Origin of the sequence: Butyricicoccus sp. AM32-19, assembly GCF_003480365.1 — a bacterium.
Lineage (GTDB): Bacteria > Bacillota > Clostridia > Oscillospirales > Butyricicoccaceae > Agathobaculum > Agathobaculum butyriciproducens.
On record NZ_QUIX01000001.1, the window covers coordinates 255,115 to 267,108 of the forward strand.

Below are 11,994 nucleotides of genomic sequence, written 5' to 3' on the forward strand. Positions count from 1 at the left end.
ATGAAACGCATTCGCTCAATCCTGCGCGGCCGGGAAGGCATGACACTGGTGGAACTGGTGGTCGGCGCCGGACTGCTGTGTCTGGTCATCGGCGTATTCAGTGCGTCGCTGCGGCCGGCGGCCGAGGTATCGCACCGCACGCAGGAGCTGAACAGCGCCGAGCTGATCGCGGACGACCTGCTCGAAACCGTGCGCAGCAAGGTGGAGACCGCCACGGATTACATCAAATGCTACGATAACGGCACGGACGTAACGAATAAAACCGGTTCGTCCGAAGGCTCGGCGATCGAGTTTGGCTATGAGACTGAACAGGGATATAACGCGGCGGAACTGCTGACGGCAGACGGCTGCGAACCAACCAAAATCGTGATTGCCGATAAGGACTCCGGTGAGCAGCCTCGGGTGGAAAAGGGTTATCTTGTCGAGCGTTATTATAAAGATGGCTACAGTCAGGATGCGGACGGCAATCCCATTGCCCGAGCCATGACGAAAACCTACGCAGAGGGCTTTTATATGGGTCTCCGCGCCGGACTGCATTTCAAAATCGACGAAGCAAAGCACACCGTTACCGCCACCGTGACAATTTACCGCGATAAGGATTTGACCGATAAAATCTATTCGGATTCGCTCATTATCGACCTGCGGTACGATATTCCGGTGAAAACCGAGGTAACGGCAACGAAAAAGCCGGCATAACGGCAATGTAATATGTGTAATTCTGCGGAGCACCGCCGCAGCTTACAGAGATAGAAAAACAAAAATGAAATTGGAGGAATAAGATCATGATGGAAAAAATGATCGCGCTGCAGCAGAAGCGCCGCAGCAAGAAGGGCGGCTTTACGCTGGTAGAGCTGATCGTGGTTCTGGTTATTCTGGCAATTCTGGCAGCGCTGCTGATTCCGGCGCTGACTGGTTATATCGATAAGGCGAAGCAGAAGAGAATCGTTGCTGAGACTCGTCAGTGTGTAATGGCAGCACAGACGTTGCTGGATGAAGATTATGGTGCTGGCAACAATACGGGCGCGCTGTCCGATTTTGCTACTAGCGGTAAGTTCACCAAGAAGAATGTTGCACAGCTGGCAGAGGTTGACGAAAACAAGATTACTAGCGTAGCGGCAAGTGGTGGCAAGATTACTAGCTTGGTATATACCGATGGAAAAGCATGCACTTACACGGGTTCGGCTACTGGCTCGGGTACGTATGTAGTTGGCGATTAATGCCTAACCCCATCAACCACCCCGCCCGCACCGCACCGTCTAACCACGGTGCGGTACGGTGCACGTCGGTGGTGACTTGATTCATACCGCTGTAACGATGCGGAACGCAGTAACGGTGCCTGCGTTCGGCTTGCGGACGGTATGGCGGGTCACAGCCCCTTAACGTTTAAGTGGCTGTGACCTGTCATGCGGTTTTTGCATGGTAGATTCTATTTGTAAAAAATCATTCCAAACCAACCCAAACGAGGAGGAAACCAATGCTTTACATTGCCTATGCTGTATTATGGCTGTTACGGTTTGCATTGGGCGCATGCGTATTCAGCTTTCTCGGAGTGGTGGTATGGCGCCTGCCGCGCAGAGAGAGCGTGGTGAAGGGACGCAGTCACTGTCCGGCGTGCGGGCGCACGCTGTCGGCGGCGGAGCTGATCCCGTGCCTGAGTTATCTTCTGCAGGGCGGCAAATGCCGCGGCTGCGGTGCAAAAATCCCCGCAAGGGATTTCTGGATCGAGGTGCTCGGCGGCTTGTGCTCCTGTGCCTGTGCATATGCCTTTGGCGGCGAGAGCGCACAGGCGGCGCTGGCGTTCGTCGTGCTCGGTATTCTGACGGTCGTGGCGCTCATGGACATGGACACGCTTGAAATCTACGACCGGTTTCCGGCGCTGCTGTTTGTCTGCGGCATCGCTGCGCACATACTTATCCCCAGCCTGGGGATAAAATCGCGGCTGATCGGCTGCGTGATCGTCAGCGTACCGATGCTGCTTCTGGCGCTCATCGTGCCCGGCGGCTTCGGCGGCGGTGATATCAAGCTGATGTTCGGCGCGGGCTTTTTTCTCGGCGCAAAGCTGACGGTCGTTGCCGCGTTCATCGGCATTCTGCTCGGCGGCGGCTTCGGCGCGCTGCTGCTCGCCCAAAAGAAGGCAAACCGGAAAAGCCAGTTCGCATTCGGTCCGTTTTTGTGCATCGGCATTGCGATCGCCATGTTTTTCGGAGAAACGATCGCGGACTGGTATATGGGATTATTGTAATGAATGGAGAGGAGGGTCAGCATGGCTGCATCCAACAACCGCAGGCTGACCGTCACGGTCAAACCGAACAGCAGTCACACGCTGTTCCGCTACACGGCAAAGGACATAGACGGAAAGATAGTCCGCGGCGCAATGGAGGCTGCGGACTATGACACGTTGTATACCCAATTACTCGCTCAGGGGCTGTATCTGCAGAGTGCGACCCGCCGCGGTGCGGGCCGCAAGCCGCGCACCCTGCGTCCGCAGGAGCTGAGCGACCTGTGCCGTCAGCTGTCCACGCTGCTGGCTTCGGGTGTCAGTCTGGTGCGCGCGCTGACGATCATCTCGCAGGATGAGGGCATCAGCGCGGGTCTGCGCCGCATTTACGAGAGTGTGCTGGGTGAAGTCCGGAAAGGCTCGAGCCTTTCTGCCGCACTCGAGGCACAGCAGGTGTTCCCGACGCTCATGCTCGGCATGATCCGCGCAGGCGAGGGCAGCGGCAAGCTGGATCAGGTCGCGGAGCGGCTCGCCATCCACTACGAGAAGGCGCACCAGATGAACCAGCAGGTCAAGTCGGCGCTCATGTACCCGATGATCCTTGCGATTCTGGCGATCGCGGTTGTTATCGTTATCGTAACCTTCGTGCTGCCGCAGTTCAGCGATCTGTTCTCCACAATGGATTCGCTGCCGGGCGTTACGCTGGCGCTGATGGCGTTTTCAAATTTTATGGCTACCAAATGGTATCTGATGATACTGGGTGTCGCGGCAGTGGTCATGGTTATCCGCACTCTGCTGCGCATTCCGGCCGTCCGGCTGGAAATGGACCGACGCAAGCTCAAAATGCCGGTTTTCGGTCCGCTCAATCAGGTTATCTGCACGGCGCGGTTCGCACGAACCATCAGCAGCCTGTACTCGAGCGGTCTGCCGATCGTCACTGCGCTGCAGACCGCCCGTGATACCATCGGCAACGCCTACATCGTTTCGCAGTTCGATGATGTGCTCGTGCAGGTGCGTTCGGGCGTCAGCCTGTCCGCCGCTCTCGAAACCGTAGACGGCTTTCAGCGCAAGCTGTGCAGCAGCATTGCAGTTGGCGAGGAGACCGGCCGTCTGGACTCCATGCTGGATTCCATTGCGGATTCGATGGAGTACGATGCACAGCAGGCGAGCAAGCGCATGATGACCATTCTGGAGCCGATGCTGATCGTGCTGATGGCGTTTGTGGTCGGCTTTATCATCATCGCGGTCATGTCGCCGATCATCGGCTCGTACAGCGCGATAGAGAGTTCGGGGAACGTATAACCTCGGAAACGTGTAAACCTCACAAAAGGGGAGAAATGAGAATGAACACAACCGTTTTGGCGCTGCAGGAGGAGCAGGTGCTTGTCGCGGTCGGCAAGTCCGGCGCGCAGCCTTCCGTGCAGGCGCTTTACAGTGCCCCCGCACACGGCGGCGGCATGGAAAACTGGGAGAAGGCGATAGGCGCACTCTGGCAGCAGCACAGGCTGCCGACCCGCGGCATCACGCTCGTCCTGCCGGATGAGGCGGTTGCCACCAAGACTATCACCGCACCGAGCATGCCGGAAAACAAGCTGGAGGAGCTTGTGCGGCACGAAATGCGTCCGCGGGAGGATCAGCTTGTGGCGGCGGACTATGTGCCGCTCGGCACAGATGCCGAAGGCCGTCAGCAGCTGTTCTGCGCTGCCTGCCGCAAGGAAACGATGGAGGAATACCTTGCAATGACCGACCGGCTCGGTCTGCGCCTGGAAAACGTTACCGTTACCATGGCAGGACGGCTCAAGCTCCTGCATGCCATGCAGCCCATGCAGGGCAAGACCTGTATCTGGCTGTGCTTTGAGGGCAGCAGCGTGCTTTCGCTGCTGGTCGAGAACGGAGAGTACCGTTATTCCAGCCGCAGCCGTATTTTCAGTGAGCCGGGCACGGTGGATTTCGGCACTGAGATGACGAGGGATGTCTCCGGTACGATGCAGTTCCACACGGCAAGCCGCTCGGGCGGCACGCTGACCGATGTGTATTACGCCGGCTGCTCGGATGATGATTTCGAGGTGTGTCTGGCGGGTATCCGCGGTCTGGGTCTGGAAGTGAGCCGTCTGCCCGAATGCCGTGCGTTCCGCGCCCTGCCGAACGGCGAGCGGCTGAACGACTGGCTCGGCTGTGCCGAGGCTTTGATTCGAACCGTGCTTCGTGCAAACAAGGAACTGGATCTGCTCCGCAGCTATCGGCGTTTGTCCCGCGGCAGCAAAAAGCAGACCGGCCTGCTGCACAGCTTCTACACACCGATTGCGGTGTGTCTGGTGGTGTGCGCCGCGGTCTGGTGTGTGTTCCTGCGGATGAACAGCAGCCTGAGCCACAGAACCGACGACATCAACGACTGGCTGAACGATCCGACCGTGATCGAGCAGTACAACGAATCTGCCGAAAAGCAGCAGCGCAATGACAATCTGGTGCAGGGACTGCAGCAGGTACGCAATCTGACGGACGCGCTTGCCACCTATCCGCAGGTGGACAGCACCCTGATGAGCAAAATCGGCGCGGCAGGCGGCGCTCAGGTCAGCATGGTGCTGACCGGCTACGATGCGGCCACCGGCGCGCTGCAGTTTGATGCACAGAGCGGCAGCGTTATCGACATTCCGAGCTATGTGCTCAAGCTGCAGAAAACCGGTCTGTTTCGCAAGGTGGACTACACCGGCTATACCTATGAGGACGGCGTGTACGTTCTCAGCCTGAACTGTATCCTGCTGGGAGAGGAGGCAGCCGAATGAACATCGTTGTAACCGAACGTGATAAAAAGCTGCTCCGGCTGGTGGCCTGTCTGGCGATAATCGTCATTTTCGGCATGTATCTCATCCGTCCTGCGATGAAAAATCACGAAACGCTGCAGAACGAGTATGACGCCGCCGAACAGAAACAACAGGAATATCAGACGCAGATTGCCACACTCGCGACGATTGACGATATTATCGCGCAGAATGAAGCCGCGCTGAACACGGCAAGCGAAAAATACTACAAGGGCGATCTGGAAACCCGTCAGATGGACGATATCATCACGGGTATCGCGCTCGAGAACGGACTGTTTCCGCAGTCGCTGACGCTGACGGAGGCCGCTCCGGGTGCGGTCAGCGCGTATCTCGCCGAGCAGGAAGCTGCACAGACGGACAGCAGTGCGGACACCTCGTCCGATGCGGAATCCGCCGATTCGACCGACGATACATCGGCAGCGCCGGTGCAGCCGGTCAACTGCGTTTACATCGGCACTGCGACTATCTCGGCGCAGGGCGCCGTAACCCAGTGGCTGAACTTTCTCGATGAGGTAGAGCACAGGTATAAGGGTCTGCGCGTGACCAATTTCAGTATTGCAGACTATGATTATGTGGAGAACAACACGCAGGCAGTCAGCACCAATCTGATCACCGGCACGCTGGAGATCTATATGTGTGTCAGCGACAAGGAGGCAGACGCATGAAAACCAATTTGCGTATCGGCGAAGTGCTGATGGAGCGCAATTACATCACGCAGGAGCAGATGGAGCAGGCGCTCGCCTACCAGAAGGAGCACCGTGAAAAGCGAGTCGGTCAAATCCTGATCGAGCTGGGCTTTGTCACCGAGACGCAGGTGATCGAGGCGCTGGCTGCCCGTCTGGGACTGGAAATTGTGAGCATCGGACAGATGCAGGTCGATCTGACCGCTGTCCGCATGATTCCGCGCGAGCTGGCGGAAAAGCAGAACCTGCTTGCGGTCGGCTTTGCGGACAAGAGCCTCGAGGTCGTGACGAACGATCCGCTGAACTACTTTGCCTTTGAGGAAGTGCGCCAGCTGACCGGCTGTCAGGTGGTCATCCGCCTGAGTGAAATGGGTCCGCTGCAGAGCGCGATTCGCTACTATTACGCCGAGGTCGGCGCGCAGCAGGCGGCACAGACCGCCAACGAGGACTTTGCAGAGCGTAATGTGGAGATGCTGCAGGTCGAAGAAAGCGAAAGCGGCGATCCGGAAGCGCCGATCGTCAAGCTGCTCAACAGCCTGCTCGACCGTGCAATCAGCACCGGTGCGAGCGACGTGCATATCGAGCCGTTTGAGGGCAGCACGCGCGTGCGCATGCGTATCGACGGCACGATCGTCGATTATGTAACGCTGCAGCGCAGTGTGCATCAGCCGCTGATTGCGCGAATCAAGATCATGGCGAACCTCGATATTGCCGAGCGCCGTCTGCCGCAGGACGGTCATTTCCGTATCCGTGTGAGACAGAGCGAGTACGTTAACATCCGTGTATCGCTGCTGCCGACCGTGTTCGGAGAAAAGGCCGTGCTGCGAATTCTGGCAACGGCGGGTCAGGTCGATCACGCCAGCCACTTCGGCATGGATGACGAAAGCTATGCAAGGTTCCTGCCTATGCTCAACTCACCGAACGGTATTATTTATATCACCGGTCCTACCGGTTCGGGTAAGTCCACTACGCTGTACATGGCGCTCGAGTATCTGTCGCACCGGCAGGTGAATATCTCCACGGTTGAGGATCCGGTGGAGAAGAACGTGCCGAGCATCAACCAGACGCAGGTCAATCCGGTTGCCGGACTGACGTTTGAGTCCGGTCTGCGCGCGCTGCTGCGTCAGGACCCGGATATCATCATGGTCGGTGAGACCCGTGACGGCGAAACAGCCGGTATTTCGGTTCGTGCCGCCATCACCGGTCACCTGGTGCTGAGTACACTGCATACCAACGATGCGGTCTCGAGTATCGTCCGTCTGGCCGATATGGGCATCGACCATTATCTGATCGCAAATTCGCTGGTCGGTCTGGTCGCGCAGCGACTGATGCGCAAGGTGTGTCCGCACTGTGGCAGAGAGGTCGCAGTTACGCCGCAGGAGCAGGCGCTGCTCGGCAAGGATATCACGACCATCAAGCGCGGCACAGGCTGTACGCACTGCAACGGCACCGGCTACCGCGGCCGTATTGCTGTGCATGAGATCGTCACGATCGACCGCAATATCCGCCGCATGATCAGCCGCGGCGCCGAAACCGAGGAGATCGAGGCCTACGCGCGGGAGCAGCAGGGCATGCGCAGCCTGAAGGAAAAGGGTCTGGAGCTGGTAAAACAGGGTGTTACTACACCGGAGGAGCTGCTCAGGATCGCGTATTACGCATAACCGGAAACCGCTCTGTATCTTTTGATACAGAGCGGTTTTAACGATTATGAACAGAATTACAGAACGAAATTCGCATAAATGAACTGACGTTCATTATTGATTGACTCCCCGGAGCCGAAAACTTTTCCTTTACATTCTCATTTCAAGCGGGTATAATACCCATTGATGGATGGCATTCCGCAGAGCGGAAGCTATACCTTGTCACAACATGTTTTTCAAATTTTTCCGACAGTGATTTTACGTTGCGTCACACCACAGAAAGCGGGTGACAGCATGAACATTGGCATTGTTGGAGCAGGAAAAGTCGGCTTTTCCTTCGGCAGACTGCTTGCCGAAAAAGGCGTGCGGATATCCGGCTATTACAGCCGCAATTCCGACAGCGCAAGAGAAGCCGCAGAATTTACAAATTCCGGACACTATACCGACCTGGGCAAACTCATCGAAGATAGTGACGCGATTTTCATCACCGTTCCGGATAATGCGATTACCGAGGTATATCGGCAGGTCGCAGAATTTGAAATTCAGGACAAGTATATATGTCATTGCAGCGGCGCCTGCACAGCCGGGGAAGCCTTTCCCGGTATTCACGCGCAGGGAGCCTATGCAATATCCATTCATCTGCTATTTCCGATCAGCAGCAAGTATAACTGCTGGCGGGAGCTGGCAGGTGCTTTTTTTTGCGTCGAGGGAGACACGCAGGCGGTCGAGGTCTTTGTGCCACTGCTGCGCGGACTGGGACTGCAGGTGCAGACCATTTCGCCGGAGAGCAAGGCGCAGTACCACCTCAGCTGTGCGCTGGCGAGCAACTTTGTCTGTGCACTCGTGCAGCGCAGCGCAGAGCTGCTGAGCGGCTGCGGATTCTCCGAAACGGACGCACTGCACGCGCTTGCGCCGCTCATGCGGAGCAATCTGGCGCATGTGATCGAGCACGGTGCCGTCTCAGCGCTGACCGGCCCCATTGAGCGCGGCGACACGCAGACCGTGCAAAAGCATCTGTCGTGCCTGACGGAACGAGACGATCGGCAGCTTTACGCGCTGCTGGGACTCGAACAGGTCAAAATGGCACAGGAAAAACATCCTGAGCAGGATTACGGCACGCTTGCCGCCCTGCTGAACAGGGAAAAGGAGCAGAAAGAATGAAGAACACAGTGAGTACATTTCTCTCGATGAAGCAAAACGGCGAGCGCCTCACCGAGATTACCAGCTACGATTACACGACCGCCAAGCTGGTGGAAAAAGCGGGCATCAACGCCATTCTGGTGGGCGATTCGCTCGGCATGACCATGATGGGCTATGACACGACTCTGCCGGTTACGATGGAGGATATGATCCACCACAGTGCATGCGTCGTGCGCGCGTGCGAGAACACCATGGTCATCATGGATATGCCGTTTATGAGCTATCAGGCGTCGGTTTCCGAAGCCGTGCGCAACGCAGGCCGGCTGATGAAGGAAGCGCGCGGACATGCGGTCAAGCTGGAGGGCGGCGCAGCCGTTGCCGAGCAGATTCGCGCGATTACAGACGCCGGTATTCCGGTGCAGGCACATATCGGCATGACGCCGCAGAGCGTCAACGTGTTCGGCGGCTTTAAGGTACAGGGCAAGGGCGAGGATGCGGCAAAGCGGCTGCTCGAGGATGCCTTTACCGTACAGGAGGCCGGTGCATTTTCGGTCGTGCTCGAGTGCGTACCGCCCAAGCTGGCGGCGCTCATCTCGAAAAAGCTGACCATCCCGACTATCGGCATCGGCGCGGGCGCAGGCTGTGACGGACAGGTGCTGGTCTATCAGGATATGCTCGGCATGAACATGGACTTTACGCCCAAGTTCGCCAAGCAGTTCGACAATATCGGTGAGCGCATGGTGGACGCGTTCCGCGCTTACATGAACGAGGTGCAGAACGGCACGTTCCCGACCGAAAAGCAGAGCTTTGTCAAGTCCGACTGCAGCGATGAATATCTCGCCAAACTCGACGCTGAATTTTGAGAGAAACAGGAGCATATACAATGAAAATCGCAACAACCATCGCAGAAGTACGCGCACAGGTGCGCGAGTGGAAACAGCAGGGTCTGACCGTCGGTCTGGTGCCGACCATGGGCTATCTGCATGAAGGACACGCCAGTCTGGTCAAAACGTCCGTGCAGCAGTGCGACCGCACGGTAGCGTCCGTGTTCCTCAATCCGACCCAGTTCGGTCCGGGTGAGGATCTGGAGACCTATCCGCGTGATTTCGAGCACGACTGTGCGCTGCTGACCGAGTGCGGCTGTGACATGGTGTTCCATCCCGAGGTGTCCGAGATGTATCCGGACGGCTTTGCCACCTTTGTTGAGGTGCAGTCCGAAATGCCGCGCCAGCTGTGCGGCAAGACCCGTCCGATTCATTTCCGCGGCGTGTGCACGGTCGTTTCCAAGCTGTTCAACATCGTAACGCCGGATAAGGCGTTCTTCGGTCAGAAGGACGCACAGCAGCTGGCGATCATCCGCCGTATGGTGCTCGACCTGTCTATGGGCATTGAGATCGTCGGCTGCCCGATCATCCGTGAGGCGGACGGTCTGGCGAAGTCCTCGCGCAATACCTATCTGAGCGCAGAGGAGCGCAAGGCGGCACTCGTGCTGTCGCGCGCTGTAAAGCTCGGCCAGGAGCTGGTACAGAACGGCGAGAAGAACGCGGATAAGGTCGTGGGTGCCATGCGTGCGCTTATCGAGCAGGAGCCGCTCGCGCGTATTGATTACGTTTCCGCAGTGGACGGCCTGACCATGCTGCCGGTGCATGAGATCAACGGCGGCGAACTGGTCGCTATGGCGGTCTATATCGGCAAAACACGCCTGATCGACAACTTTTCGGTGGAGGGCTAAGTCATGACAGTACAGATGCTCAAGGGTAAAATCCACCGTGCAACGGTCAAGCAGGCCGAGCTGAACTACGTCGGCTCGATCACGGTTGACGCCGACCTGCTGGATGCGGCCGGCATTTACGAATATGAGAAGGTTGCCATCGTGGATATTGAAAACGGCAACCGCTTTGAGACCTATACCATCGCCGGTGAGCGCGGCAGCGGTATGATCTGCCTGAACGGCGCCGCAGCACGCTGTGTCAGCGTCGGTGATAAGGTCATTCTGATGGCGTACGCGCAGCTGACGCCGGAGGAGGTCAAGAACGGCTATGCTCCGCAGGTCGTGTTCGTGGATGAGGAAAATAAGATCGTCCGCACCACCACCTATGAGAAGCATGGTCTGCTCAAGGATATGGCGTAATGAAAAAGGAGAACCCGGGTGGGTTCTCCTTTTTTGTTGGTGTCAAGGTGAGCGGTTCTGCAAGGTAGGAGGTAGGAGTTGATGGATAGGTGAAATCCGCAGGTGCCGTCCGTAATATCCAGACAAACGAGTTGCGCGACACGGGTATCCCTCAGGGGACCTTCTCTTGCCCTTCGGGCAATTCACCTTGTGTCGCGCCTGCGGAGAGTAGCCGATATGTGTAGCAGTATGGAATCTGGCATTGCGTAGAGGGAAAGAAATGGGCGGCCAATGGCCGCCCCTACGGTAGAAAGAATCCTCTGCCGTTCCTTTATAGTCTCAGTTCTGCAAATTTCGCCGTGCTAAGAGGAAACGGGGAGATTCATAAGAGGGGTACGCACTCATTAAATCCGCGCACGGCGCGGGAAAAAGGTTTAGTGGCCTACGGGCAAACCTTAGGTGTCCATCCCTCTTATGCGCCCGCGCGGCGTCAGCGCACGTCCCCGCGCTCCGCAGAGCGCAATTCCCTGCTTGGATTAAGCGAAAACCTTCCCGCCCGGAAAGGGTGTATTGCTAACGCAACTCGTGTGTCCCGCAAAACCGGTGCCGAGTAAACCGGCAAATCAAAATTTTCGATTGAAGATTAAACCGACTCCATCTCCGCCGCAGAGGACTTGTCTGCGTTCTCTCGGAACAGCAGACCGAAAATGCGGCGCACCAGCGGACCGGCTGCAAAGAACTGCCACAGCAGCGCCATCGGGAAGTTCATAACGGTGGTCTGCACCCAGATTGCAAAGAACTGTGAGTTATGGCTGTCCTTGAACAGCAGGGTGGCAAAGAAGCTCATGCACGGGCACATCAGCCATACGGATGCGGCCGAGATAGCAAGCATAATGCTGGTCTGGCTGGCTTCGCGCGGATTGACAAGACGGAATGCAACCTTCATCGCCAGCTTGCCGACAAACACCAGCTCGAGCAGAATTGCGATAACAGTCATGATCGGCCACTCGTGGAACACTGCGAGAAATACCCAGTTCTGCATGGAACCGGTGTTCAGCACGATGTTGTACGCTACCATGCCGTATACCATGACAGAAGCCATGATAATGGTGTAAATAACGTCCTGAAATTTGTTTTTTGGCATTTTGTTTTCTCCTTTTTGTGTATGTGAAATATTTTTTGATAACGAATAGAAATGCAGCTGAACGCAAAAAAATAGGACGAAGTAAACTTTCGTCTACTTCGTCCTATGGACTACTTCAACTACCATTAATTATAAATATCATACCATATTTTGTGGGTGTTCGTCAAGGCTAACTTCGTTCTTGACAATACTGTTCCCTGGGTGTATACTGTGTCTGTAAATGAGAACCCCCTCCCTTGG

Annotated in this window: 12 protein-coding genes; 11 read left to right on the forward strand and 1 reads right to left on the reverse strand. The window is 56.7% G+C overall.

Going from position 1 to position 11,994, the window contains the following annotated elements; translation table 11 throughout:
• The 11 genes from DW806_RS15345 to panD all read left to right on the forward strand — a co-directional run bounded on the left by DW806_RS15345 (position 1) and on the right by panD (position 10,631).
• Positions 1 to 696: a type IV pilus modification PilV family protein gene (locus DW806_RS15345; RefSeq protein WP_199677239.1), complete on the forward strand. Its 696-nt coding sequence runs from the start codon at positions 1 to 3 to the stop codon at positions 694 to 696.
• Between the two features lie 86 nt (positions 697 to 782).
• Positions 783 to 1,217: a prepilin-type N-terminal cleavage/methylation domain-containing protein gene (locus DW806_RS01140; protein WP_118728848.1), complete on the forward strand. Its 435-nt coding sequence runs from the start codon at positions 783 to 785 to the stop codon at positions 1,215 to 1,217.
• Positions 1,218 to 1,474: 257 nt separating this feature from the next.
• On the forward strand, positions 1,475 to 2,242 hold the full coding sequence (locus tag DW806_RS01145; protein ID WP_118645984.1) for a prepilin peptidase: 768 nt from the start codon (positions 1,475 to 1,477) through the stop codon (positions 2,240 to 2,242).
• Positions 2,243 to 2,263: 21 nt separating this feature from the next.
• Positions 2,264 to 3,520: a type II secretion system F family protein gene (locus DW806_RS01150; protein ID WP_118728849.1), complete on the forward strand. Its 1,257-nt coding sequence runs from the start codon at positions 2,264 to 2,266 to the stop codon at positions 3,518 to 3,520.
• Between the two features lie 41 nt (positions 3,521 to 3,561).
• Positions 3,562 to 5,001 carry a type IV pilus biogenesis protein PilM gene (gene pilM / locus DW806_RS01155; RefSeq protein ID WP_118728850.1) on the forward strand — a complete coding sequence of 480 codons (1,440 nt, stop codon included), beginning with the start codon at positions 3,562 to 3,564 and terminating at the stop codon, positions 4,999 to 5,001.
• Positions 4,998 to 5,702, forward strand: a complete 705-nt coding sequence (locus tag DW806_RS01160) for a type II secretion system protein M (protein WP_118728851.1) — start codon at positions 4,998 to 5,000, stop codon at positions 5,700 to 5,702. Before pilM ends, DW806_RS01160 begins: the two co-directional genes overlap by 4 nt.
• Positions 5,699 to 7,381, forward strand: a complete 1,683-nt coding sequence (locus DW806_RS01165; protein WP_118728852.1) for a GspE/PulE family protein — start codon at positions 5,699 to 5,701, stop codon at positions 7,379 to 7,381. Before DW806_RS01160 ends, DW806_RS01165 begins: the two co-directional genes overlap by 4 nt.
• A gap of 273 nt (positions 7,382 to 7,654) precedes the next feature.
• Entirely contained in the window at positions 7,655 to 8,521 is an 867-nt protein-coding gene (locus DW806_RS01170) for a Rossmann-like and DUF2520 domain-containing protein (RefSeq protein WP_158578253.1), read from the forward strand.
• Positions 8,518 to 9,363: a 3-methyl-2-oxobutanoate hydroxymethyltransferase gene (panB, locus tag DW806_RS01175; RefSeq protein WP_117489630.1), complete on the forward strand. Its 846-nt coding sequence runs from the start codon at positions 8,518 to 8,520 to the stop codon at positions 9,361 to 9,363. Before DW806_RS01170 ends, panB begins: the two co-directional genes overlap by 4 nt.
• Positions 9,364 to 9,383: 20 nt before the next feature.
• Positions 9,384 to 10,232 carry a pantoate--beta-alanine ligase gene (panC, locus tag DW806_RS01180; protein WP_118728854.1) on the forward strand — a complete coding sequence of 283 codons (849 nt, stop codon included), beginning with the start codon at positions 9,384 to 9,386 and terminating at the stop codon, positions 10,230 to 10,232.
• 3 nt (positions 10,233 to 10,235) lie between these two features.
• Positions 10,236 to 10,631: an aspartate 1-decarboxylase gene (gene panD / locus DW806_RS01185; protein ID WP_117751412.1), complete on the forward strand. Its 396-nt coding sequence runs from the start codon at positions 10,236 to 10,238 to the stop codon at positions 10,629 to 10,631.
• A gap of 622 nt (positions 10,632 to 11,253) precedes the next feature.
• On the opposite strand, the gene DW806_RS01190 is transcribed toward panD, so the two are convergent.
• Complete coding sequence (locus DW806_RS01190) at positions 11,254 to 11,754, reverse strand: DUF2798 domain-containing protein (RefSeq protein WP_118728855.1); 501 nt, start codon at positions 11,752 to 11,754, stop codon at positions 11,254 to 11,256.
• Positions 11,755 to 11,994: the final 240 nt, after the last annotated feature.

Coding starts and splice junctions, on each gene's coding strand:
- DW806_RS01165 (WP_118728852.1), top strand. CDS start 5,699: ATGAAAACCAATTTGCGTATCGGCGAAGTGCTGATGGAGCGCAATTAC.
- DW806_RS01170 (WP_158578253.1), top strand. CDS start 7,655: ATGAACATTGGCATTGTTGGAGCAGGAAAAGTCGGCTTTTCCTTCGGC.
- DW806_RS01140 (WP_118728848.1), top strand. CDS start 783: ATGATGGAAAAAATGATCGCGCTGCAGCAGAAGCGCCGCAGCAAGAAG.
- panC (WP_118728854.1), top strand. CDS start 9,384: ATGAAAATCGCAACAACCATCGCAGAAGTACGCGCACAGGTGCGCGAG.
- DW806_RS01190 (WP_118728855.1), bottom strand. CDS start 11,754: ATGCCAAAAAACAAATTTCAGGACGTTATTTACACCATTATCATGGCT.
- DW806_RS01145 (WP_118645984.1), top strand. CDS start 1,475: ATGCTTTACATTGCCTATGCTGTATTATGGCTGTTACGGTTTGCATTG.
- DW806_RS01150 (WP_118728849.1), top strand. CDS start 2,264: ATGGCTGCATCCAACAACCGCAGGCTGACCGTCACGGTCAAACCGAAC.
- panB (WP_117489630.1), top strand. CDS start 8,518: ATGAAGAACACAGTGAGTACATTTCTCTCGATGAAGCAAAACGGCGAG.
- panD (WP_117751412.1), top strand. CDS start 10,236: ATGACAGTACAGATGCTCAAGGGTAAAATCCACCGTGCAACGGTCAAG.
- DW806_RS15345 (WP_199677239.1), top strand. CDS start 1: ATGAAACGCATTCGCTCAATCCTGCGCGGCCGGGAAGGCATGACACTG.
- DW806_RS01160 (WP_118728851.1), top strand. CDS start 4,998: ATGAACATCGTTGTAACCGAACGTGATAAAAAGCTGCTCCGGCTGGTG.
- pilM (WP_118728850.1), top strand. CDS start 3,562: ATGAACACAACCGTTTTGGCGCTGCAGGAGGAGCAGGTGCTTGTCGCG.